Source organism: Paraclostridium sordellii (genome assembly GCF_000953675.1).
Taxonomy (GTDB): domain Bacteria; phylum Bacillota; class Clostridia; order Peptostreptococcales; family Peptostreptococcaceae; genus Paraclostridium; species Paraclostridium sordellii.
The window spans coordinates 2,174,470-2,198,750 of the sequence record NZ_LN679998.1 but is presented as its reverse complement, the minus strand read 5'-3'; the positions used below and the strand labels follow the sequence as shown (position 1 = coordinate 2,198,750).

The 24,281-nt window shown below is 27.2% G+C and carries 23 protein-coding genes; 21 read left to right on the top strand and 2 right to left on the bottom strand.

Going from position 1 to position 24,281, the window contains the following annotated elements; translation table 11 throughout:
- The first annotated feature begins 10 nt into the window (after positions 1-10).
- From ATCC9714_RS10490 to ATCC9714_RS10405, 18 genes are all read left to right on the top strand, one after another.
- Positions 11-145, top strand: a complete 135-nt coding sequence (locus tag ATCC9714_RS10490; RefSeq protein WP_081013578.1) for a Rho termination factor N-terminal domain-containing protein — start codon at positions 11-13, stop codon at positions 143-145.
- A 33-nt stretch (positions 146-178) separates the two neighbouring features.
- On the top strand, positions 179-481 hold the full coding sequence (locus ATCC9714_RS10485; protein ID WP_021125767.1) for a head-tail connector protein: 303 nt from the start codon (positions 179-181) through the stop codon (positions 479-481).
- 4 nt (positions 482-485) lie between these two features.
- Positions 486-803, top strand: coding sequence for a phage head completion protein (locus ATCC9714_RS10480; protein ID WP_021125766.1), 318 nt, complete (start codon positions 486-488; stop codon positions 801-803).
- 18 nt (positions 804-821) lie between these two features.
- Complete coding sequence (locus tag ATCC9714_RS10475) at positions 822-1,145, top strand: hypothetical protein (RefSeq protein WP_021125765.1); 324 nt, start codon at positions 822-824, stop codon at positions 1,143-1,145.
- A gap of 83 nt (positions 1,146-1,228) precedes the next feature.
- Positions 1,229-1,660 carry an HK97 gp10 family phage protein gene (locus tag ATCC9714_RS10470; protein WP_057545229.1) on the top strand — a complete coding sequence of 144 codons (432 nt, stop codon included), beginning with the start codon at positions 1,229-1,231 and terminating at the stop codon, positions 1,658-1,660.
- Positions 1,661-1,793: 133 nt separating this feature from the next.
- A complete protein-coding gene (locus ATCC9714_RS10465) occupies positions 1,794-2,555 on the top strand; it encodes a major tail protein (RefSeq protein ID WP_057545228.1) in 762 nt (253 codons plus the stop codon).
- Positions 2,556-2,639: 84 nt separating this feature from the next.
- Positions 2,640-3,170 carry a hypothetical protein gene (locus tag ATCC9714_RS10460; RefSeq protein WP_021125760.1) on the top strand — a complete coding sequence of 177 codons (531 nt, stop codon included), beginning with the start codon at positions 2,640-2,642 and terminating at the stop codon, positions 3,168-3,170.
- Positions 3,171-3,182: 12 nt separating this feature from the next.
- A complete protein-coding gene (locus ATCC9714_RS10455; protein WP_057545227.1) occupies positions 3,183-7,076 on the top strand; it encodes a phage tail tape measure protein in 3,894 nt (1,297 codons plus the stop codon).
- Between the two features lie 48 nt (positions 7,077-7,124).
- The gene (locus ATCC9714_RS10450; RefSeq protein WP_057545226.1) at positions 7,125-7,823 is read left to right on the top strand and encodes a hypothetical protein; all 699 of its coding nucleotides are present in this window, start codon (positions 7,125-7,127) and stop codon (positions 7,821-7,823) included.
- 23 nt (positions 7,824-7,846) lie between these two features.
- A complete protein-coding gene (locus ATCC9714_RS10445) occupies positions 7,847-10,486 on the top strand; it encodes a phage tail spike protein (RefSeq protein ID WP_057545225.1) in 2,640 nt (879 codons plus the stop codon).
- Positions 10,487-10,488: 2 nt separating this feature from the next.
- A complete protein-coding gene (locus ATCC9714_RS10440; protein WP_057545224.1) occupies positions 10,489-11,814 on the top strand; it encodes a pyocin knob domain-containing protein in 1,326 nt (441 codons plus the stop codon).
- Between the two features lie 16 nt (positions 11,815-11,830).
- Complete coding sequence (locus ATCC9714_RS10435; protein WP_057545223.1) at positions 11,831-12,208, top strand: hypothetical protein; 378 nt, start codon at positions 11,831-11,833, stop codon at positions 12,206-12,208.
- A 1-nt stretch (position 12,209) separates the two neighbouring features.
- The gene (locus ATCC9714_RS10430) at positions 12,210-12,347 is read left to right on the top strand and encodes an XkdX family protein (protein ID WP_057545222.1); all 138 of its coding nucleotides are present in this window, start codon (positions 12,210-12,212) and stop codon (positions 12,345-12,347) included.
- 29 nt (positions 12,348-12,376) lie between these two features.
- Entirely contained in the window at positions 12,377-13,750 is a 1,374-nt protein-coding gene (locus ATCC9714_RS10425; protein ID WP_155485698.1) for a BppU family phage baseplate upper protein, read from the top strand.
- Positions 13,751-13,769: 19 nt separating this feature from the next.
- A complete protein-coding gene (locus ATCC9714_RS10420; protein WP_021125744.1) occupies positions 13,770-14,000 on the top strand; it encodes a BhlA/UviB family holin-like peptide in 231 nt (76 codons plus the stop codon).
- A 48-nt stretch (positions 14,001-14,048) separates the two neighbouring features.
- On the top strand, positions 14,049-14,996 hold the full coding sequence (locus ATCC9714_RS10415) for an N-acetylmuramoyl-L-alanine amidase family protein (protein ID WP_057545220.1): 948 nt from the start codon (positions 14,049-14,051) through the stop codon (positions 14,994-14,996).
- Positions 14,997-16,648: 1,652 nt separating this feature from the next.
- Positions 16,649-17,278 carry a hypothetical protein gene (locus ATCC9714_RS10410; protein ID WP_057545218.1) on the top strand — a complete coding sequence of 210 codons (630 nt, stop codon included), beginning with the start codon at positions 16,649-16,651 and terminating at the stop codon, positions 17,276-17,278.
- A 996-nt stretch (positions 17,279-18,274) separates the two neighbouring features.
- A complete protein-coding gene (locus ATCC9714_RS10405; RefSeq protein ID WP_021125740.1) occupies positions 18,275-18,499 on the top strand; it encodes a helix-turn-helix domain-containing protein in 225 nt (74 codons plus the stop codon).
- 244 nt (positions 18,500-18,743) lie between these two features.
- Here the strand turns inward: ATCC9714_RS10405 and ATCC9714_RS10400 are convergent, their stop codons facing one another.
- Together ATCC9714_RS10400 and ATCC9714_RS10395 are read right to left on the bottom strand one after the other, a co-directional pair.
- Positions 18,744-19,577, bottom strand: a complete 834-nt coding sequence (locus ATCC9714_RS10400) for a helix-turn-helix domain-containing protein (RefSeq protein WP_081013579.1) — start codon at positions 19,575-19,577, stop codon at positions 18,744-18,746.
- Between the two features lie 6 nt (positions 19,578-19,583).
- On the bottom strand, positions 19,584-19,889 hold the full coding sequence (locus ATCC9714_RS10395) for a PucR family transcriptional regulator ligand-binding domain-containing protein (protein ID WP_021125738.1): 306 nt from the start codon (positions 19,887-19,889) through the stop codon (positions 19,584-19,586).
- Positions 19,890-20,059: 170 nt separating this feature from the next.
- Between ATCC9714_RS10395 and ATCC9714_RS10390 the strand changes: the two genes are divergently transcribed.
- Genes ATCC9714_RS10390 through ATCC9714_RS10380 form a run of 3 tightly spaced genes read left to right on the top strand, consistent with a single transcriptional unit; the run spans position 20,060 to position 24,277 of the window.
- Positions 20,060-21,385 (top strand): glycine/sarcosine/betaine reductase component B subunit, encoded by a 1,326-nt coding sequence (locus ATCC9714_RS10390; protein ID WP_057545217.1) that lies wholly within the window; start codon positions 20,060-20,062, stop codon positions 21,383-21,385.
- Between the two features lie 16 nt (positions 21,386-21,401).
- Positions 21,402-22,709, top strand: coding sequence for a betaine reductase selenoprotein B (grdH, locus tag ATCC9714_RS10385; protein ID WP_081013580.1), 1,308 nt, complete (start codon positions 21,402-21,404; stop codon positions 22,707-22,709).
- A gap of 38 nt (positions 22,710-22,747) precedes the next feature.
- Positions 22,748-24,277, top strand: coding sequence for a glycine betaine uptake BCCT transporter (locus ATCC9714_RS10380; RefSeq protein WP_057545215.1), 1,530 nt, complete (start codon positions 22,748-22,750; stop codon positions 24,275-24,277).
- The last annotated feature ends 4 nt before the right edge of the window (positions 24,278-24,281 follow it).

The window sequence follows — 24,281 nt, the reverse complement described above, 5'->3', positions numbered from 1 at the left end:
ATCTGAAGAAATGGATATTATTACAGATTTAAACGAATTAAACGTACAAGAACTTAAAGAGATTTGTAAAAAAAGAGGTTTTTCAGGTTACTCTAATTTAAATAAAAATGAGTTAATAGATTTAATAAATAAACAAAAAGAATAGGAAGTTCTCCTATTCTTTTATTATGGTGATGATATGGATAAAGAAAGAGAAATAATTAAATCAATAAAATTTTCGTGTAGGATAGATGAGGATTTAGATTATATAGTAAATAATAAAATAGATAAAGAAATAGAAGAATTAAAAAACTCTGCAGAAATGTATCTTAAAAATTCAGGCGTAAAAATTGATTATGAAAATGACTTATTTGTGTTGCTTGTAAAGAAGTTAGTGAAGCATTGGTATGATTATAAAGATAATAATGTTAGTAAATACAATGAAATACCTTTTGGAATAACTTGTATTATAAATCAATTACAAATTTGCAATAGGAAGTGATTGAATGGAGTTAAATGAAAGAATAATAATACAATCAATAAAAAGTAAGGGAACGCTTGAAGATAATGAGATTATAGATATGGTTAGTTTATGGGCTAATATAGAAGATATTGAGGAAAAAGAAAGTGTTGTATCTGAAAAGTTAACATCTAATATCTCAAAAAAAGTAATTATAAGATATACACCTATATTGGATAGTAGAAAAAATCCAAAGATAAGTAAAGAATTTCAAATTAAATACATGGGAAATGAGTATGAAATTAAAAGTGCTATTACCATAATAAATAAGCAATATATAAAATTAAATGTTCATAGTATTTAATAAAAAGTAGGTGGAAAGATGCATAATTACCTGGTAGGTATTCTTGAAACTTTAGGAATTGATATAGCTTGGATGGAATATGAAGGTGATTCAGATGAATATATAGTATTTTCTATATATGATGACAAAGAGAGTGACTTCTTTGACAATACAAATCTATCTGAAACTTATTATATAACTATAAATTATTATTTCAAAAGTTTAAAGAATATTGATAAATGGGAAAAAATAAGGGATTTATTAAAGGAAAATGGCTTTGCCTATGATGGTGGAGAGGATTTAAAAACAAAAAATATATATGGTAAAAATATGGATTTTATCTATAAAAAAACGACCTCTTAAATTCGATTCTAAGAGGTTTTATTTTTCCTTTTGATATATTCATCAATGCAATTTTAAACATATTTAAAGGAGAAAACTTTTATATGGGATTAAATGTTGATTTCAACCAAGTAAAAGCTAATTTAATGGCTATACAGAAAAATATTAGAAATAATGTAATAGATAAATCTCTTGATGCAGGAGCAGAAATTATTTTAGAAGAAGAATTAAAAAATGTTCCTGTTCATGTTCCAGATAAAAAAAATCGTAGAACTGGTGGAAGATTAAAAGCTAGTTTAGGAGTGGATAAAAAAAGTGGAACAGAATTAAAGAGATCTGTCCATATAGGAATAATTAATGCTCATGAAAGAGAGGTTGTATATGGATATTATCAAGAGTATGGGTTTCAAAGAGGTGGAAAAGCAGTTGCGGGTAAAAAATGGATGAAAAAATCATTTAACAACTCTGTAAAAAAAGCAAATGAAAAAATTAAAGATGTTGTAATTAAAGAAATAACCGCAGGTGTTAAAAAATAGAAAACTAAATATATAAATTTAAAAATAGTAGTTTTGTGTACGAAACTACTATTTTTGTGTTCAAAATGACTAATTTCGTGTACGAAATTAAAAACAGCCAATCAAATACAAAAATAAGAAAGAAGGTAATTAAATGACTAACAAAATAAAAGCATGTTTTGGTTTATCAAATATACATTTTGCTGAATTTAATGGAAGTGCATTTGAAACACCAGTTAGAATACTTCACGCTAAAAAAGTTGAGAATAAATTCAAATATGAAAACGTAGAAGAATGGGCAGATAATATCGCTGTTATAAATGATTATTTATTTGGTGGTGGAGAAGGTAAATTAACTACTCTTGGATTAAGTAAAGAAGAAAGAACTTTATTATTTGGAAATAAATCTGTAAAAGGTGGAATAGCTGTAGCGGATACAGATGAAGCTCCTATAGGTGCTTTTTTATTTGAAAGAAGATTAAAGGGTGGAGCTAAGAGATTATATGTAATATATGCTTGTAAGTGCTCTCCAACAGATATATCAGGAGATACTATAGAAGGTGGAAAGACTGAATATGAAACAACTGAAATAGAATACTCTATAAGTGCATGTGAACATGAAGGCGTAAATTTAATTTATTTCTTTATAGATACAAATGATCCTACTGTAGATCAAACACAGATTACAAAATGGTATCAAGAAGTTCAATTCCCGAAAGAATTAGAAGATTTGCTTGCTATGAAAATGAAACAAAAAGAATATGTTCCTGAAGATAAATCAGGTATGATAGCAGTTTCAAAAGATAGTAAAGAAGATACAAATGACTTAGAAAAAGAAATAAAGGAAGTAAAAGAAAGTAAACCTAAAAAAAGTAAAGATGATTCAGAAAAAGAAAAATTAGAAACTAAAGAATAAATATAAAAAGTAAAAGGCTTTGTAAATCAATTATAGATTTATAGAGCCTTTTTAATATTAGTTACTAAGGATTAGGTGATAAAAATGTATACGTCTACATTAGAATTTGAAGGTGTTAAATTTAAAGGAACTATGGATATGAACTCATTAAAAAGTATTCAAGAAGATTTATTAAGTGAGGGTATAAAAACAACTATTCCAAATATTTTTAAAAAAATTTCTGAATATGAAATGACTTATATATCCTCATTTGTATTAAATACTTTATCAAGTATAAATGAGAAAAAGAAAGATGAGTTTTTAGATTTATTTTTAACTAAACCTAAAGACGACCTTCAAATAATTAATAGATATAATTCAATATTTTCATATATAAATGATCTTATGGCTAGATGCCTTCCAAAAGTAGAATCTAAGGAAGAATCTATTTTTGAAGATGACGACTTATTATATGAGGACAAAGATTGGGAATTAAGCCATATGGAGTTTATGTGGAATAGTGTAATTAATAGAAGTGATAATTTTTGGAATATAACACCTAAAAATTACTTTGAACAATTTGAAATATATAAGAAATTCAACAATATAAAAGACGAAAAAGTTGAGGATTTCTAAGGTGGTGGTTAAATGTCAGGCAAGAAAGAAGAAATAGGCGAATTAGCCATTGCTCTAAGTTTTGAATCTCAAGATGCTAATAAACAGATATCAGCATTAAATAAATCTATAAATAGAACTGAAAAAGAATTTAAAGCAGCTGGGAAAGGTATTAAAAACTTTGAAAATACATATCAAGGTTTAGATGCAAAGATAAAGAAAACTACAAAACAATTAGAAGATAATAATAAAAAGCTAAAAGTTCAAGAAAGTGAACATAAGAGAGTTGCTAAAGCCTTTGAACTTAGTAAGAAAAAATTAGATGAAATGGATGGAAGTATTGATAAAAATTCAAAGGAATGGAAAGAGCAAGCTAACTTAGTACAAAAGAATGCTGATAAATTAACCAAATTATCTACTGATATCAATGTTACAAAAGGCAATATAAATAAATTAACATCTGAACTTAATGAATCTAAAACTAGGTTTGAGGAATTAGGAAGAAAAACTCAAACTTTAGATGAGAAGTTAGAACAAATAGGAACTCAAAGTGAATTAACTCAATCAGAGTTAAATAAGTTAGGCAGTGAACTTCAACAAAGTGGTGGATATTTTGAGAATTTAGGTAATGAAATAAATAAAATAGCAAATGATCTAAACACTTGTAATCAAAAAGTAGATGCTTACCAATCTGAAATAAATAAATTAGATTCTGTATTAAGTGAAAATAAGAGCAAGCATAGCCAATTAAAAAAGGAAATTAATGATCTTGAAAAAGAACTATCAGAAGCTAAAAGTAAATATGGAGAAAATAGCACAGAAGCTAATCAACTAAATCAAAAACTATTAAGCCTTAAAGATAGTTACAACCAAGTTGAAACTGAGATTGAACAAAATAATAAAGAGTTATCTCAATACAAAATACAATTAAATAATGTTCAAACAGAAGTAAATCAATTATCTAATGAACTAAAACAGATGCCTTTTGATAAAGTTTCAGAAAGTTTAAAAAATACTGGTTCTAATATAAAGAGTGTAGGACAGAGTTTAACGGCTGGTGTAACTGTACCTATAGGTGCGGCGGCTGGAGCTGCAACAAAATTCGGTGTTGATTTTGATAGTGCTATGAGTAAGTTACAAGCAACTTCAGGTATAACTGATAAAACTTCTAAGTCATTTGTAGACCTTGAAAGAAAAGCTCGTGAAATGGGTAGTACAACTTCTTTTAGTGCTACAGATGCAGCAAATGGACTTACATATTTAGCCCTTGCAGGTTGGGATGTAGAAACTCAAATAGATAGAATTGAGCCAGTTCTTAGGGCTGCTGAAGCTGGAGGAATGGATTTAGCTAGATGTGCAGATTTAGTTACAGATTCTATGTCTGCCGCTGGAGTTGCATCTGAAGATTTCTCAAAATACTTAGATATAACAGCTCAAGCACAAAGAAAATCTAATACTTCTATGGAGGAAATGCTTGAAGCTTATACCGTAGCTGGAGGAATGTTTGACCAGTTAAATATGCCCCTTGAAAAATCAGGAGCTTTATTAGGAGTATTAGCAAATAGAGGAACTAAAGGTTCAGAAGCTGGAAATGCTCTTATATCAGTATTCTCAAACCTAATAACAGAAACTGGTCAAGCTGGAGACGCTTTAGAAGCTATGGGAATATCTCTTTATGATTCAACAGGAAAACAAAGAGATATGGTTGATGTATTAAAAGAAATGGCTCAGAAACTTGGAGTAACAGCCGATGGAACTTCTGATTTAACAGAACAACAAAAACAACAGTATGCTGCTATGGTCGGAGGAAAAACTCAATTTGATACATTAATGAAGTTATTATCTGGAGTTTCTGGAGAGTATGATACATTAGAAGATCAATTAAAAAACAGTAATGGTGCATTAGCTGAAATGGCTAAAATTATGAAAGATAATCTAGGTGGATCTATAGATAATATGAAATCCTCAATTGAAGGAGCTTTAATTGAAGCTTTTAAAGCTATGGAACCAGTCTTAGAAAATATAATTAAATGGATAACAGATGCAGCTAAATGGTTCTCTAACTTAGATGATTCTACTCAACAAACTATAGTAACTATTGGAGCTATGGCCGCTGCAGTAGGACCTTTACTTATGGGATTAGGTCAACTTATGATAGTTGGAGGAAACACTGTAACTTTACTTGATAAATTAAAAGGCGGTATGGGAAAAAATGCTGTTGCAATTGGTGGACTAAAATCAGCTTTAGGCTTGTTGGCTTCTCCAGTCGGAATAGGTGCTGTTATTGTTGCTATAGGTGGCTTAATTGCTATGATTGGAGATAATGAAAATGCATTACTTAAATTACAGGAAAAGTTTGGTGGATTTGGAACTGTAATTGGAGGAGTATGTGAATTTGTTTCTGGACATGTTCAATTAACTTTTGGAAATTTAGCTATAGCTATAATGGGAGTATTTGATATTATAGGTGCAATAATAGATGGTCCAGGTGGAGCTACTGTAAATGATGCATTTGATAAAATGACTGCCAAAATGAAATTAAATACAGAAGAAGCTATGGGTAAAATGGTCCTTACTACAACTCGTGGAATGAGCCAACTGAGAAATGCTACAGATACACAATTAAATGGAACTGTAGAATCTATGAATACTATAATGGATGCTATTCCTAGAATAGTTGATGGAAAATATAGAACAGCCTCACAAGTTTTAGGTCAACAATTACATAATATGGATTTTACCCAATTGTCTATACTTCAGGGTATGAATGATACAACTAAAATGATGTTCCAAGGAATAGTTCAAGGTATGTCTGTAGAACAAGCATCAAAAAAAGTTGAGCAGAACTTAAAAGAAATGGCTGCTGCAGGAAAAATTGATGCAGATACTATGCAAAAAGATATTAGCCAAGCTATGGAACAAATGAAACAGCAAATGGATACTAAAACCAAAGAGGGAGCAGACAAAGTAAATACAAATACTAAGAATGCTGAAAATCAAGCTGTTCAAAATGCAAAAAATACAAAAGATAAAGTTTCTAAAGAATATAATGAAACAGCATCAAATATTGATAAAAGTACAAAAGATGCTGGAAATAAAGCCAAAGCAAATATGGATAAGGCCTCTAAAGATGTTGGGAATGCCACTAATAATATGGCTAATGAATCTAAAAAAGGAACTGGAAAACTTGCATCTAATACAGATGCTGATATGAAAAAAGCTAATAAATCAGTTCAACAATCAGCTACTGATATGTATAATGGTTCTAAAAAGTCTTATTCTAAAATGGCTGATGTAGCTAGGCAAGAAGCTAGCCGTATGCATAATGGAGTAAGAGACAGTGCTAATGCAATGTCTCTAAAGGCTCGACAAAGTGCTTCTGAAATGTATAGAGGTGTAACTACAAGTACAAGGCTTATGGCTAATGCAGCTATAGCTGACTGGAATAGAATAAGAAGTGTTTACTCACAACCTATACATGGTACAATTATAAAAACAACTGTACTACAAACAATTAGCAAAGGTCCTAAGAGCATTACTAGAGATATTCCTACTATTTCAGGGCCATATAAAATACCTAGAGAAGCTAATTTAAAGTTAAGAAGTGTAAACTTATCTAATTTTACTATGCCTAGAATAGATACATCTCAATACTTAACAAGAGGAAGTTATTATAATTCAAATAGTTATAATAGTTCATTCTCCAATGTAGTTAATAATACTTCTAATAAGAACTTAGAAAGTAAATTAGATACATTAATAAGCCTTATGTATGATGTATTGCATAAAAAAGAAGAGGAAAGCAATAAAAATGTTTCTGCTGAACTTAGAATAACAGATGAGACAGGAAGATATCTAGCTGAAATAATAGCCCCTCATGGCTCAATTATAGATGATTATAAAATAGACAGGGACCCAAGGTTTTAAACTATACAAAAACTTTCCTAATCCTCGCCGTAGGAGGTGATGTAAAAAATGAGACATTATATTGAATTTAATAATTTAAATTCTTTGTATGATTTAGGTTTATCAATAGTTGAAGAACCTAAAATCCCTATAACAGAGGAAATTGTTGAAATTGATAATGGTAAAACAATACGAACTGGAGAATATAAAGATTTAGATTTAACATTGAAATTTAGAATTAGAAATCCTAATACACAAATATATGATTATTTAGATACTATAGTTGATTGGATAACTAATTTTAGTTTTGAAAACAATGATTTATATATAAGTGCTTTCAAAGATAAAGTATTTAAAGTAAAAAAATCAACAGTTAAAGATCCTTTTACTAAGTATTCAAGGTATGGATTTTTTACTGTTGATTTTGTTTTAGAGCCATTTAGATATTTATATAGAGAAGATATTATAACTCTAAAATCACCTGGCGTTATATTTTATCGTGGTTCATATCAGGGTGAATGTAAAATAAGAGTTTATGGAAGTGGAAATGTTCAACTTACAATAAATAGAGAGACTTTAGAGATTAGAAATATAGATGAGTTTATAGAGATAGATAGCAAGTTAAAAGAAATTATTAATAAAAATGGTAAAAGTGTAGTTGATAATACTAACGGAAACCTTTTGATATTATCAAGAGGTACCAATAATATAGATTGGATTGGAAATGTTGAAAAGATTGAAATACTACCTCGTACAGCATTTAAATAAATTTAATTTAGAAAGGCTTTAATATGGAAAATAAAAAGATTATAAAAGTTGCTATATTTAAACCTGGAACTCCAAAAGATAAAGTTCTCACAAGCAATGGTGATTATATATTAGACAACATAGTTATCAGTTGTACTACAAAAGAAAACTTAATTACAGGTGACTATATAACTGATTTAAATGTATTTATAGATGAAAAAGGTCTATATAAAGAAATACAAGAAGAAGCTATTTTAAAATTAAAAATGGATTATGGTAATGAAATATTTGAAATCTCTAAAGTTACAAAAGGTAAAACCAATGTAAAAGCTATAGCTAGACAAATTACTATACAAAGAACTTTAGATATGTGGCTTACTGATGTAAGACCAACGGGTAAAGGCGGTCAAAGTGCATTAAATATTTTAAAAAATAATTCTATTGGAAAGAAAGATATAGAGTTCTTTTCAGATATAGATACTGTAAATACTGCTTATTACATAGATATGAGCTTATATACAGCCTTGCATAATTGTGACCAATCATTTATAAATCGTTGGGGTGGAGAAATCCTTAGAAGAGGATATACAGTAACTATTAATAAAAGAATTGGATCAGATCGTGGAGTTCAAATAAGAAGTGGTAAAAATTTAACTGGGTTTGAAGCAAAAACGGATATAGATAAAGTTGTTACTCGTATAGTTGCAAAAGGGTTTGACACTATTCGTGCTAAAAACTTTATAGATAGCCCTCTTATAAAGAAATATAGCAGCATTAAAACAAAAGAAATTAAGTACAACAATGTAAAAGTAAAAAATCAAAATAACCCTGAAGAAGGATTTAATACACTAGAAGAAGCTCAGGCTGAGCTTGAAAGGTTAGCAAAGTTAGAGTTTTCTCAAAATCATATAGATGAGTTAAGAGCTGAGTACAATATTAATTATATTCAACTTGAAAAAACTGAAGAATATAAAAACTTTGTTCAAGCTGAAAGAACTTACTTAGGGGATACTGTAAATGTATTTGAAGATAAACACAATATAAATATACATGTTCGTTGTATAGAAAAATCTTATGATGTAAAAAAACAAAAAGTTTTATCTATGAAACTTACAAATACAGATATAAAGCAAAAATCTATAACAACAACTGATATATTGGCGGAGCTTAATTCTATAATAAAAAATACTGAAAATAACAATGTTCAAGATATCATTCAAAGTATGATTAATTCAGGTATTAAAGATAGTTATGTTATACCTAGGCAAAATGAGATAGTAATTGCTGATAATAAAGATTTAGACAAAGCTATGAATGTAATGAGACTTAATAAAAATGGTCTTGCCTTTTCACAAGATGGTTACTATGGGACTTATAGATATGGATTTATGTCTAATGGAGTTATTAATGCTAGTTTAATGACTATCGGTATATTAAGTGCTATATCTATACAAAACGCTGATGGAAGCTTACAGATAGATTTAGCCGGTAGAGATGGTATAGAATTTTTAAAAAATGGAGTTAGAGCTATTGAAATAGCTGGACAAGTAATGAAATTTTTCGACTGGGATGGAGTAGGAGATCCTGTTGCAGAAATATTTTCATCAAGATTAGAAGGAAATGAAAATAAACCTGGTTTAATGATAGGTAATACTAAAGAAGGATATATAAGTATAGGATATAGAGATGAAAATAATCCTAAAACATATTATAAATATATGTTATTTGATATACATAATTTAAGTGGTGAAGCTCCATATCCTATTATTATGAATAAACCAGTATGCTTTGATATAGAATTAGTTCTAGATAGGGAAGGATTAAACGAAATATATACATCTATTGGAAAAGATTTTATAAATAAAGCAACTAATTACTGGGGCGTTGTAAATAAATCTAATGGTTATTGGAGAGTTAGAAATGGACATGGAACTTTAGAATTATTTGATGCCTTTACAGGAAATAGATATTGTTTGATTTCAGAGGATGAAACGTTTTTTGGTAAAGATGGACGTAAATATGCTTCATTTGAACCTAACTTTTTCACATTAAGAGATTCAAATAATCTAGCTTATCTTTTCAAAAGCATTGAAGGAAACTTAGTATCTAAATTAAAGTTTTTTGCAGATAATGGAATGGTTGTAAGTAATGATCTTCAAGTCTATGGAAATAAAAACTGTATTCAAAAGACCGAAAAATACGGTGATAGAAACTTCTATAGCGTAGAGGATTGCGAAAGCTATTTAACAGATAGAAGTATGCATTTAATGACTGTTGAAAAAGTACAACATGGCGATAAAGTTTCATATGAAAGAGTTATATTGCTAGATAACATTTTTAAAGATAGTGTTAATCTTAATATAAATTATACAGTTGAAATAATAAAACAATCATGGGGAGACTATCGAATAAAAGAACAAACAAAAGATTATTTTGTAATTGAATCAGATAGACCAGACTTTACATTTAAATATGTTATAACTGCAAAACGTAAAGGTTTTGAAGATGAAAGAAATAAAGAAGTATTTTTAGATACTGAAACATACTCTTTACATGAAAATAATTCAAGTGGTGCTGTAAATACCAACAATGATTTAAATATAAATGATATCAATAATTTACCTAATCCAATTAATAATGAATATTGGAGATTATATACTAAAAATAAGATAGTAGGTGATTAAAAGTGAAAGAAAAGTTGAATATATCGGTAACTGACATAGATTTATATAGAAAGCATATATACAACAAAGACAAACTTAAATCTTTAGATGTTAATAGTAGGTTTAAAAGATTTAGATTTTTTTACAATGGTTTATTAATAAATTTAGATAATATAACAGTTAGAGCATACATGATTAAACCTGATAAAAAAGAAATATTCAATGATCTATCTATAGTAGATGAAAATACTGTTGAATTAGAATTTACTAATCAAGCTTTATTAGTTCCTGGAACTTTAAAATTAGAACTTGTTCTGTATGAAGACGATGCAGAGTTAAGTTCTTTTTTAATTGAGTATGAAGTTGTAAAAAGTTTAAGAACTGATAATAGTATAGAAAGTTCTAATGAGTATACATCATTACAAATATCATTGCAGAAAATTGAACGATGGAATAAGAACTATCAAAAACTTTATGATAAATGGAATACTGACTTTTCAAACTTACACTCTACTAAAAGTGATGTCTTAGATGAATTAAAATATACTAAAGAAAATGAATTAAATAAGTTAAAAGAAGATAAATACAATGAACTTACAACATTATATAATTCAAAAGATGAAGAACTTAATAACTTAAAAAATACCTGGGATGAAGAATTTAGAAAAAAATATGATGGACTTAATAGAGAATATTCTAATAGAGTTTCAAGTATTGAAGAAGATATAAACTCTGTTAAAAAAGATGGACTTAATTTAAAAGATTCTTTAGATAGTGATTATCTCAATAACTATAAAGGTAATGTAACAGACTTCAATAATTGTACTATTGTTGGTAGATATTATGTTTTTAAAGAAGGTGGAAGTATTCCTAATGCCCCAGTTGAAGGAAATCTTTATGGAGTTTTAACAGTAACTAAACCTAATGATACAGAAATAATGCAAGTATTACATTGTCCTAATGGGGTAATTTACACTAGACTCAAAAATTTTGAAGGTAGATGGTGGGATTGGAAAAAAACACCTACAGTTGAAGATTTTGAAAGTAACAATGGAAAATCATATGGATTTCAAAAACTTCCTAACGGTATAATCATTCAATGGGGAAGTACTGTAATACCTTTTGATGGTCATAGAGCTCATGGTTATTTATATTATCCTGTAGCATTTAAAGAGGAGTGTCATTGTTGTGGAAATGTTGCCACTAATGATTATGGTGGATTCTGTGAAGCTACTGGAACTGTCGTAGGTGATAGTTTAGTACGTGGATATGCAGAAGCATTAGATATTGGTAATGTTGATAGACGAGGTCATAATGTAAGGTTTCAATGGATAGTTATAGGAAAATAAGGAGGTGCTATAGTAAATGAAAATTTATATGAATTATGATTGTGAAAGTTTAAAATTCAAAGGTTTTTATATTGATGATATTCATGGTGAAAATATACCTACTCCTACTATAGAAATAAATAATGATTTATGGAAATATATTCAAAATCTAACAGAAGATTTTAAACTAAAGGAAAACTTTGAATCAAAAGAAATTTATACATTAGAGGATATATGTATAATAGAAATAATTCCTTTTGAGTACAAAGAATATGAACCAACTAGAATAGATATACTTGAACAAGAAAATGCTGATTTGCTTTTAGATAGTGCTTTAAAAGATTCAAAAATAGAACAATTAGAAAATGATTTATCAGATTTAATGCTTGAGATAGCAACTATAGGAGGTAATTAAAATGGATTGGTTTGAAAAAATAAAAAGATATTATAACAATGGAAGATATACAAAAGATGAAGTTAAGAAATTCGTACAGTTAAAAAAAATAACTGAAGGACAATATAAAGAAATAACTAGAGAAGACTATATTAAATAGTCTTGTTTTATTGAGTTTTTTCAAAGGATGTGATTAATATTTTAAATAGAGAATACAGTTTAAAACTAGATCTTCGATTCAGATGTAATAATCCAGATATGCAATTTATGCAATTTGATAAAAATACATCTGATTTTTTTATACGTATAGAAAGAGGAACTGAAGATGTAAACTTATCAAATGCTATGATAACATTAGCTGTTATAAAGCCAGATAATACTACTGATGCTATGTTTCTTGATATAAGAAACGATAAACTATACGCTGATTTAAAGCCTTCTATGAAAGACTTAGTAGGAACTTATCAAGCAAGAGCAATGCTAGTTTCAGGTGATGAAACAGTAACAACGGATGTTATAACCTATACAGTTAATGAGGATAAAATATTAAGCCAATTAAACTCTGATATAGTTTCAGATGAAAGATATTCAATATTAACTGATATGTTGAATAATTTATCTGAAATAGAAACTAATGAAACTAATAGAGTTGAGGCAGAGAAATTAAGAGAAAAAAAGATTAAAGAATTAATAGATAAAGCAAATAAAGCTATACAAAATATTAATTCTACTATTGAAAATGAAGTTAATAAGATAGTTCCAGAAATAGTTAATGATACAACAAATGAATATTTAGGAACTGTTAAAGAAGATTTAAAAAATGCTGTTAATGATGCTAATACAAAAATAGAAGAAGTAGACAATAAAATATCCGAAGTTAATAACTTTATTGATGAAAAAAACAACCAGGTCAATGATTTTATAGAAGAAGCTAATGCAAATATAGATAAAGCTATAAAGGCTATTCCTCCTAAATCTGAATTAATGGGACAGAATGGTAAGTCATCCTATGAAATAGCTGTTGACAATGGATTCGTTGGAGATGAAATAGCATACTTAGAATCGTTAAAAGGAAAAAATGGTGCTGACGGTAAGAACGGAAAAGATGGTAAAAATGGAGTAGATGGAACATTTAATCCAGATACAGAGTTTCACGAGTTAGAAACTACAAATAAAACAGTTCTTGGAGCTATAAACGAACTTTTTAATGCAATAAAGAAAATCAATGATGCTGATTATGTTACAAGAATAAAAGATGTTCAGCGAGTAGAGCCTATGAACGGTTGGGGACTTACAGGAAATAAAATTAATAGGTTAACTAAGTTCGATTTAGGATTTACAATATTTGAGTTTCAAGTTACAGCACTTCAAGAAATTGCTAATAATGCTGTAAGTTTTATGCTAACATCTGGATTTACTCCATCTGTAACATTTATACCTATTACATTTTCTATAGGTAGCGGTATAGGAAGTGGTTTTATATACAAAAATGGTCAAGTTAAGTTCAACGGAACTTATTCAAAAGGAACTATAATAACTGGTAGCTGTTTAATAATAAATTGATGTGGAAGGACAAGTAAATATGGAAAAAGCAACAATTGATTTAATAGTATCTCAAGGAATATTTGCGATACTTTTTTTATATCTTTTTGCTGATACAAGGAAAGAGAGTAAAAAAAGAGAAGAAGAATTGCAAAAAATTATAGATAATAACCAAAAAATAATAATAGAAACTGTTAATAAATTAAATGTAATTGAAGATGTTAAAGAAGATGTTAAAGAAATAAAAAATAAGATAAATGGAGCTGTATAATGCAGCTCTTTTTATATACAAAAATATAAATTTTAGGAGGAATTAATTATGAGAAAAAATATGACAGATGCAGGACATGGAGGATATGATTCAGGAGCTCCAGGGCTATATGGATGCTTAGAAAAAGATATCGTTTTAGATATTTCAAAAAGAGTTGATGCCTATTTAAAAAATCAAGAAATAGAAAATATACTTACTAGAAATACGGATGTATTTTTATCTCTAAACGAAAGAAGTAATAAAGCTAATAGCTTAGGAGTAAATTCTTTTGTGTCTATTCATTGTAATAGTTCAGATAATCCTAAAGCTCATGGATTTGAGATATTTTGTTACAAGTTTAAATATAGAAAATTAGCTGATTGCATTTTAGAAGAAATCACAAAAGAAAATTTATTTACACAATTAAGAGATGGAGGAATAAAAGAAGGCAACCTTCATGTTGTAAGGGAAACTAATATGCTAGCATGTTTAGTTGAATTAGGCTTTATAACTAATGAAGAAGATTATAATTTGATAATGAATAATAAAGAAAGATTTGCCAAAGCCATAGCAAAAGGAATATGTAAATTTAATGGAGTTACTTGGAAAGAATCTTCTGATATACCTTCAGACAAAAATATTGATGTAAATTATCAAGTATATACAAAAGGAAAGTGGCTATCTAATGTAGTTAATTTAAATGATTACGCTGGTATATATGGAAATCCAATCCAAGGAGTGTATGCTAATCTAAGTGAAGGATCTATAAGATATAGAGTTCATACTCAAAATGGAAAATGGCTACCTTATGTTGTAGACAGACAAGATTATGCAGGTATACTAAGTAAAAACATTGATGCTTTACAAATGGAGTTAGTAGGCTTAGAAGGATATAGTGTTAAATATAGATCATATGTGGGTGGTAGATGGTTACCTTGGGTTAATGACTTAGAGGATTACGCTGGTATATTAGGTAAGCCAATAGAAGGAATACAAATCCAAATTATAAAAAAATAATATTATAATATATTGAATTTAAGAGTTAAACTTTGATAATATGTACTTAACTTAAAAACATTTTTTTACATTTACTTTAGTATTCAAAAGCATCATAAAAAACACCTAGCTTTCATCTAGGTGTTTTTTATTTATAATTCAAAATACATAGGATATCTTGATTTTTGATATTGATAGATTATAATATTAAGTATATATCTTAAACAATACCATTTTTCGTATTTCGAATATCTAAAAACAACAAAAACACCTAGATGAAATCTAGGTGTTTTTGTCTATACTAAAAAATATATTTTGTTTGAATATATTACATAAACACTATATAATTGAATTTAAATATTATTTTTTTCTAAAAAAATACCTTTTTATTAAATAGTTGAGAGAAATCTCAACTATTTTTAAATTAATTGATTTTATGACTTAAACTTATTTATAATAAAATCGTTAATATATACTTTTTATTTTTATATAGAGTATGTATTTGGTAGCGGTACCGAATATATATGTAGGTAAAAAGTAATATATTTATGCTAACTTAATATATGATAAATTCCTTAATTCTCGAACTGTAGAGTAATTCAGTAGGTACTAGACCTATAAACTAGTATGTGAGGAGTGATTACCTTGGCATCACTCCTTTTAATTTTAATTATTTTAAAACTTGAAAATATAACCTAAACATAAATATAATTAAATAAACTCTTTTTTATAAATAATGTATTAGCTAAAAAATAAGTCTGGGAATATTTTATATTTTCAGACTTATTTTTTATTGAAAATATGACATAAATATAGATATTATAATATTTAAATAATATGATTTGTTTTATATTGAGAAAAATTAAAAATTACAGTTAAACTTATTGTTGGAGGGGTTGAATTGAAATTTATTTTTTGTATTTTATTTCCTTTTTTTTTATTTTTCCTTTTTTGCTGGGTTGATAATTTTTTTAAAAAATACTTTGGAATAAACAATTATGAATTATTTATTATAGAAAATTCTAAAAGTAGTAAGTATTGTTCTATTATAGCTATTATTTTTTTATGGTTAAGTGCGTTTTTTATTAAAAATAAATTAATACTTTTGTTATGTTCTATTTTTTCGGTATTAGAAATTATTTTAAAGATTAATTTGTGTAAAAAACATGATGTGAGTGTAAATATAAAAAAATTTTTAATAAGTGAATGGATTATTTACATCTATTTCATTTTGATTATGTTATATTTGATATCTAATTTATGATATTATTTTTAATAAATTTTAAATTTATTTGAAAGTATGACATAAACTTTTGTATAATTAAAAATGTTCATAGATGAACACCAAACTTTTTATGCATCTCGAACTGTAGAGTAATTCAGTAGTTACTAGAACTATAAACTAGCATAGAATGAGTACTATAGTCAACAGTACTCATTTTTATTTATAAAAATAAATTATGTATTGAATTATAGAGTTAAACTTTGATAATATATTTTAAAAGTAATTTTTATCATTACATATACCTAATAAAGAAAGATCAAAACAATAAAAAAACATCTATAAAGAATAGATGTTTTTTTATTGAAAATAATAGTTAAACTAAAGTATTATTGAAAATAGATACTATATGTTTAAAAATTATTTAAGGTAAATGAAGTAGGTGAATTTTATGTATGATATAAAAAATTTTACGAAAACTCCTATAGATAAATTGAGTAAGCTTAAAGTTGGGGATAAACTAGAGATTTTAACTTATAAAAAAGATAGAAAAATTATTATTATAAAAAAAGATTTAAATCTATACACTGTTATAGAGCAGGGATTTAGCTATAGAGAGTTTAAAAATATTAAAATCGAACAGTTAAAAAAATTATTAAAAAAACTACAAAATTGGGAATTTCCTAGAAGTAATAAATATTTCTTAAAAGTAGTACCATCAGTAGAGTGTGAACAATTAACTTTATTAAATAATAGTAATAAATATAATATAACTATAGATAATAATAAATACATAAAAAAATTTTTTAATAAATTTAAAATTTTCGAAAATGATATAAAAAATAATATTTATAATATTTTACCTGAAATTATAGACTTCAAACCTCATAAAATTAAACCGGCATACCATTTAAAAAGAAGAGGATTAACTATTTTCGAATATAAGATTGTAGTTGATGGAAATAATTTTAGAGCAGGATATACTATTAATAATAAAAATGTGGAATTATTTTATATTACTACTACTACAATAAAAAAAGATTTTGTCAAAGAACTGGAGAATAGTAATCTAACTGATTAGGTATGTACTACAAAATATATAAATAAAAAACTAATTAAAAATGTAACCCAAACTTTAATATAATAATAAGGAAGAGTTTTTCTGACATATAATTCTTAATAAAATTATTAGTTCTTGTGATACCCAGGAGAAATTCTGGTATTTTAATTTATACTTGAATATATGACTTAAATTATATTATTATGTAAATAACTCTTATACTATAGTTGTTAACATATAATAAAAGAAATACCTAGATTGATTCTAGGTATTTTTTAGTTCTTGAAAAAGTGAGTTAAACAAATTTATTATATTAACGTATACGTTATAAATTGTATAAAGCTTAAACTATAAGCTAAAGATAAGTCGGTAGAGGTACCGGCTTATTTTTATTGAAATTCATGAAAGTATTGAATAGATAGCTTAAACTAAGGTATTATAATAAAAAATACTTTTTACATTATTTTCTAATATTAAAAAAGATATTAGAAAGAGAATAAGCCAGTAGAGGTACTGGCTTATTTTTATTGAAATTAATACTTAAACTTTTATATAATAAATATGAAAATAAATTTGTTAAAATGTCCATAGAGAATAAAGAGTAGTTAGTGAAATTGTTAACTACTCTTTATTTGCATTTAAAACCTAAACTTATATATAATATAGTTAGGTCATTAAAATTCTATATTAGTTAAGTTAGTAATAATTACTAACGGAAAAAAACTATTTACTTTAGGGTTCTTTTTATTTTTTTGAAATCATAATTGAATTTATAACATAAACATTAGTAATATATTAATATACTCCATATATATAGTATTCACGTAAAACAAATAATAGCATTGGTAAGAAAAGAGCACAGTATAGAACTGTGCTTTTTTCTATTATGTAAAGACGTGGATAGGTATAAAATAATAAGCTTTATTTGATTTTATAACCTAAACTCTTATATTATATTTAAAAGATATAATTAAAATGGACACAATAATTATTTTCAAAATCAAAAGGAGAGTTTTTATGAATATAGGAGACTTAATAAGATTAAAAAGAAAATCACATAGGCTAACTCAACGTGAATTAGGGAAAATATTATTATCCTCATCAAACAAAATTAGTCGATTAGAAAAAAATCCTATGACTCTTTTAAGTTTTGATTTGAATGAACTACATAGACTTAGTAACACTTTAGATATTGATATAAATTTATTGATAGAGGAAAAACGGAAGTTAAATAATAAATAATGTTAAATTAACTAAAAAATAAGTAGGTAGATGTTACCTACTTATTTTTATTTAGTTATAATTTATAATGTTAACAAGTTGTTGATAAAATGATATTTGTATAATTATACTGACTATTAACTGACAATTGAGTATATATAATACTTAATAAATCTTTAAATTTCAATATATATAATTTATTAAACTAGAATACCGGTAGGGTTTTAGTTTAATAAAAAGAGTTATCTTTTAGATAACTCTTTTTTTAATTGTTATAAATTTTATGAAGTTTGATTCCTATTGAAATTTTTTCGAAAAATTCAATATGAGATTTTTCTAAATTTAATAAAGATCTTATTTTTAGTATTCTATATCTAACTGTATTTTCGTGTTGAAACAATTCTTTTGATACTTTTTTAAAGTCTCCATCATTATTTACAAAATTTATTAAAGTTTGAAGTAAATCAGAATTATTTTCGCTATCATATTTTTTTATAGGATCGATTATACTTGAATAAAGTTCTCTAAATTCATCAAAATCTTTAAAATTTATCATTAAAGAATATATGCCTAAAGAACTATAATAAATAATAGAATTATTATTTAAAGAGTAGGATTTACAAGAAAGTAGTGCTTGATTTATAGCATTTTTACAAGATGTCATAGGTATATAATTATCACTTACGCCTATTATATAGTCAGGTACATTATCTTTAAGTAAATCTATATAAAATTCTATTGTTTTGTTTACTTTAGATCTATTTATATCATTATAAGTAATTAAAATAAGTAAACCATTTTTAAAATTAATACATGAGGTAAATTTACTTTTAGAAAGTAAATTTATTAAATTATTATCAAAGTTATAATCAAGCTTATTGCTTGTACAATATATTGCTGTAGTAAACTTTAAAAAATAATAATTTATGTAGTTTAAAGTAGAACGTATATCATTTGAAGATAAATTATTAGTTAATAATGAAGCAATTTTCATTTCTAAAATTGTAGCTCGTTGTTTTTCTAATATAAGAGACATTATATCGTTCATTATATCTCCATAGGAAGTTGTATAATCTATAGTAACTATAGGAAAATTCATATCATTTCATGCTTTAATTAACTTTTCTGTAAATTTATCTAGATATTCATTTGTTATACAAAAACAAGAACAACCACAAGAATTTATAAATTCTAATGCATATAGAGCATAATTTTCATCATCTTTAAATGGAAAGAAATTGCTTATAAAGAAATCCCCCTCTTTTAAGACCATTCTATCTCTATTAACTTCTATGGGACAATCAAAAACAGAAACTCGATTAATAATTCTACTTAGGCCTTTGTGCCCAGCTAAAACCTTACTATTTTTAAAAATATCTAGATTTAATGCATCTTGAACAGATATACCCATAAAACCCCTCCAATATTATGTTTGATTTAATTTTAGCAGAAATATTTAAAAATTTTAATAATTTGTAAAAAATACAAAAAGCTATTTAAAGTATTGTAAAAAATACAAAAAAACTTTGTTAAAAAAATATTACAATAAAATTAAAAATTAGGAAATAAGGGGGAATAATTTTGAAACTAGAAATTGGCAACTTTTATGTAAAAGATATAGTATTTTCTAATGAAACATCTTATGGAAAAGGGGTTTTAAAGTTAAACAAAGAAGAACTTTTAAATTTTGTAAGAAAAGATGAAAGAATTACAGAAGTAGATTTAAAAATAGTAAAGCCAGGTGATATGGTTAGGATATGTCCTGTAAAAGAAGCCATAGAACCAAGAGTTAAGGTTTCTAATAGAGCGTTATTCCCAGGATATACAGGTGATTTAGATACTTGTGGATATGGTAAAACACATGCTCTAAAAAATTGTAGCTTGCTAGTTGTTGGTAAACATTGGGGAGGGTTTCAAGATGGACTAATAGATATGGCAGGAGAAGGTGCAAAATATACTTATTTTTCAGGACTAAATAATATAGTTTTAGTTGCTGATACAAATGAGGATTTTGAAAAAAATGAACAACAGAAGAAAAATGATGCACTGAGAAAGGCAGGTCATAAGTTAGCTGAGTATATAGCTAATTGTATAAAAAATTTAGAGCCTGAAGAAATTGAGACTTATGAACTTGAAGGTATTACAAAGAGAAACGAAAAGATAAATAAACTTCCTAGTGTTGTATTCGTTATGCAGTTACAATCTCAGATGGAGGAAGATGGATATAATGATTTAACTTATGGATGGAATACTAATCATCTAGTTCCAACACTAATGCATCCAAATGAAATATTAGATGGAGCGATCATTTCAGGAAGTTTTATGCCATGTTCATCTAAATGGTCTACCTATGATATACAAAATGTACCTATTATAAAAAGCTTATACAAAGAACATGGGAAAAGTTTAAACTTTTTAGGAGTAATATTATCTAATTTAAATGTATCTTTAGAACAAAAAGAGAGATCAGCTATATATGTAGCACAAATTGCAAAGACTTTAGGGGCAGATGGGGCCATAGTAGCAGAAGAGGGATATGGAAATCCAGATGCAGATTTTGTAGGATGCATAGTAGCACTTGAGGATGCTGGAGTTAAAGTTGTAGGCCTTACAAATGAGTGCACAGGTAGAGATGGAAATTCGCAGCCATTAGTTACGCTAGATGAAAAATTAGATGCAGTAGTATCTTGTGGAAATGTTTCTGAACTTATAGAGTTACCTCCTATGGATAAAGTTATAGGAGAACTTAAATCATTAGCTAGAGATGGATTATCAGGTGGATGGAGTAATGATGAGATATTAGGACCTTCAGTCAGAGAAGATGGATCTATAATAATGGAAAATAATGCAATGTTTTGTGGAGATCAAGTGTTAGGATGGTCAATTAAAACTATGAAGGAATTCTAATAAAGGGGGAATTTATATGAAAAAAGCCATAGTATATCTAAATCAATTTTTCGGGCAAATAGGAGGAGAAGATAAGGCAGATTTTAAACCAGAAATAAAAGATGGTGTTATAGGACCTTCAATTCAACTTCAAAAACTATTAGATGACACTGAAATCACTCATACTATAATATGTGGAGATAACTTTATTGGGTCTAACACAGATGAGGCAATAGATAGGATAATTGATTTTTTAAAGGATAAAGACTTTGATATATTTATAGCTGGACCAGCTTTTCAAGCAGGAAGATATGGGGTAGCATGCGGTCATATTTGCAAAGCTGTAAAAGAAAAATTAAATAAACCGGTAGTTACATCGATGCATGAGGAAAATCCTGGAGTTGATATGTTTAAAAAGGAAATGTATATATTAAAAGGTGGAAATAGTGCTGGTAAAATGAAACAAGATTTATCGAATATTGCTAAAATTGCTAATAAAATTTTAAAAAATGAGCAAATTTTAGATTCAGAAGCTGAAGGATATTTTTCAAGAGGAAAAAGACATCAAGTTTGGCTTGAACATGGGAAAATAGCAGCTGATAGAGCTGTAGATATGATTATAAAAAAACTAAATGGAGAAAAGTATGAAACTGAATTGCCTATACCTAAAATAGATAAGGTACCTATAGCTTCGGCAATAAAAGATATTACAAAAGCAAATATAGCATTAGTAAATACAGGTGGTATAGTTCCAGTTAATAATCCAGATAGAATACAATCAGCATCAGCTACTAGATGGGGAAGATATGATATATCTAATATTAATGATTTAAAATCTGGAGTTTATAAAACTATACATGCAGGATTTGATCCAGCAGTAGCTGATGATGATCCAGATGTAATTACCCCTATAGATGCACTTAAATTATATGAAAAAGAAGGCTATATAGGAAAGCTTCATGAGTATTTTTATTCAACAGTTGGAACTGGAACTACTCAAGCTGAAGCATCAAAAATGGCAAATGAAATGATTCCGTATTTAAAAGAATCTAATGTTGACGCTATAATAATGGTTTCTACATGAGGAACTTGTACACGTTGCGGTGCAACTATGGTAAAAGAATTTGAAAAATCAGGTTTTCCAATAGTTCAAATGTGTAACTTAATACCTGTTGCAAAAACTGTAGGAGCTAATAGAATAGTACCAACAGTATCTATACCTTATCCAATGGGAGATCCTTCAAAATCAAAAGAAGAACAATTTAAGCTAAGATATAATATGGTTGGAATAGCTTTAAAAGCTCTATCTACAGATATATCTGAACAAACTGTATTTAAAAATTAGTATTTTCCAAAATAAAAAATAAAATTAGGAGGATTACTATGAAAAATACAGTAAAAAAAGATGATAATCGAGTTTTTTATATTTCATTGGCTATTGTACTACCTATGTGTTTATGGGCTATTGTATCTGGAGAAAGTTTTTCTAAAGCTGCAGATGCAACCCTTAACTTTCTAACAAAGGATTTTGGGTGGCTATATCTAATTTCAATGTTGATATTTGTAATATTTGCAATAGGATTAGCTTTTAGTAAGTATGGAAATATAAAACTAGGACCAGATGATTCTAAACCTGAGTATTCAACTACTTCTTGGTTTGCTATGTTATTTGGGGCAGGAATGGGAATAGGCTTAATATTTTGGGGAGTAGCTGAACCTCTATCACATTTTGTATCACCTAAAGGTAATATAGCAGCAGGAAGTGTAGAAGCAGCAAATTTTGCTATTGAATCATCATTTCTTCACTGGGGTATACACCCTTGGGCTGGATATAGCATAATAGGATTATCACTTGCATATTTTCAATTTAGAAAAGGAAAGTCAGGATTAATAAGTTCCATATTAGAACCTGTACTTGGAAAAAAGATTGAAGGGTGGATGGGAATTACAATAGATGTACTTGCAGTATTTGCTACAATTGCGGGAATAGCGACATCTTTAGGCCTTGGGACTATGCAGATTAATAGTGGATTGAGTTATTTATTTAATATACCTAATAATTCAATAACTCAGATTATAATAATAGCCATAACTACTTTTGTATTTATAGCAACAGCGGTATCTGGAGTAGATAAAGGAATAAAGAGAGTATCAGATTTAAATTTAATTTTGGCACTTATGGTAACAATCGCAGCATTTTTAGTTGGGCCAACACTAGAAATAATAAATAGCTTCACTAATTCGATAGGATCATATGCTCAAAATATATTATCTGATAGTTTGGCTATAGGGGCTTACTCAGATAATACATGGACAAATAAATGGACTGTATTTTATTGGGCATGGTGGATAGCTTGGGCACCATTTGTTGGAACATTTATAGCTAGAATTTCAAAAGGAAGAACTATAAGAGAGTTTATACTTGGAGTTATGGGAGCTCCTGCTCTTGCATCATTTATTTTCTTTGCTATATTTGGGAATATGGGAATAAACTTGGCTTTGGGAAAAGGCATGCCAATTTCTGAAATTCAAAATATAACTTCTGATGTATCTACAGCTTTCTTTACTGTAATGAGTAATTATAATTTTGGATTTGTAATTTCTATTGTAACTATAGTGTTACTTATAACGTTCTTTATAACATCAGCAAACTCGGCTACATTTGTTTTGGGAATGTTTACTTCTCAAGGAAATTTAAATCCAACAAATAAAAAGAAAATAATGCTTGGGTTATTACAATCATTTTTAGCAGTAGTACTTTTACTTACAGGAGGCTTAAATGCATTACAAACATCATCTTTAGTAGCTGCATTTCCGTTTATATTTATAATGATTTTAGCAACTATTTCTTTAACAAAAGAACTTAAAAATGAAAAAATAATAAAAGCAAAGATTAAAGAAAAATCAAAATAATAAA

Coding starts and splice junctions, on each gene's coding strand:
- ATCC9714_RS10490 (WP_081013578.1), top strand. CDS start 11: ATGGATATTATTACAGATTTAAACGAATTAAACGTACAAGAACTTAAA.
- ATCC9714_RS10485 (WP_021125767.1), top strand. CDS start 179: ATGGATAAAGAAAGAGAAATAATTAAATCAATAAAATTTTCGTGTAGG.
- ATCC9714_RS10480 (WP_021125766.1), top strand. CDS start 486: ATGGAGTTAAATGAAAGAATAATAATACAATCAATAAAAAGTAAGGGA.
- ATCC9714_RS10475 (WP_021125765.1), top strand. CDS start 822: ATGCATAATTACCTGGTAGGTATTCTTGAAACTTTAGGAATTGATATA.
- ATCC9714_RS10470 (WP_057545229.1), top strand. CDS start 1,229: ATGGGATTAAATGTTGATTTCAACCAAGTAAAAGCTAATTTAATGGCT.
- ATCC9714_RS10465 (WP_057545228.1), top strand. CDS start 1,794: ATGACTAACAAAATAAAAGCATGTTTTGGTTTATCAAATATACATTTT.
- ATCC9714_RS10460 (WP_021125760.1), top strand. CDS start 2,640: ATGTATACGTCTACATTAGAATTTGAAGGTGTTAAATTTAAAGGAACT.
- ATCC9714_RS10455 (WP_057545227.1), top strand. CDS start 3,183: ATGTCAGGCAAGAAAGAAGAAATAGGCGAATTAGCCATTGCTCTAAGT.
- ATCC9714_RS10450 (WP_057545226.1), top strand. CDS start 7,125: ATGAGACATTATATTGAATTTAATAATTTAAATTCTTTGTATGATTTA.
- ATCC9714_RS10445 (WP_057545225.1), top strand. CDS start 7,847: ATGGAAAATAAAAAGATTATAAAAGTTGCTATATTTAAACCTGGAACT.
- ATCC9714_RS10435 (WP_057545223.1), top strand. CDS start 11,831: ATGAAAATTTATATGAATTATGATTGTGAAAGTTTAAAATTCAAAGGT.
- ATCC9714_RS10430 (WP_057545222.1), top strand. CDS start 12,210: ATGGATTGGTTTGAAAAAATAAAAAGATATTATAACAATGGAAGATAT.
- ATCC9714_RS10420 (WP_021125744.1), top strand. CDS start 13,770: ATGGAAAAAGCAACAATTGATTTAATAGTATCTCAAGGAATATTTGCG.
- ATCC9714_RS10415 (WP_057545220.1), top strand. CDS start 14,049: ATGAGAAAAAATATGACAGATGCAGGACATGGAGGATATGATTCAGGA.
- ATCC9714_RS10410 (WP_057545218.1), top strand. CDS start 16,649: ATGTATGATATAAAAAATTTTACGAAAACTCCTATAGATAAATTGAGT.
- ATCC9714_RS10405 (WP_021125740.1), top strand. CDS start 18,275: ATGAATATAGGAGACTTAATAAGATTAAAAAGAAAATCACATAGGCTA.
- ATCC9714_RS10400 (WP_081013579.1), bottom strand. CDS start 19,577: ATGAATTTTCCTATAGTTACTATAGATTATACAACTTCCTATGGAGAT.
- ATCC9714_RS10395 (WP_021125738.1), bottom strand. CDS start 19,889: ATGGGTATATCTGTTCAAGATGCATTAAATCTAGATATTTTTAAAAAT.
- ATCC9714_RS10380 (WP_057545215.1), top strand. CDS start 22,748: ATGAAAAATACAGTAAAAAAAGATGATAATCGAGTTTTTTATATTTCA.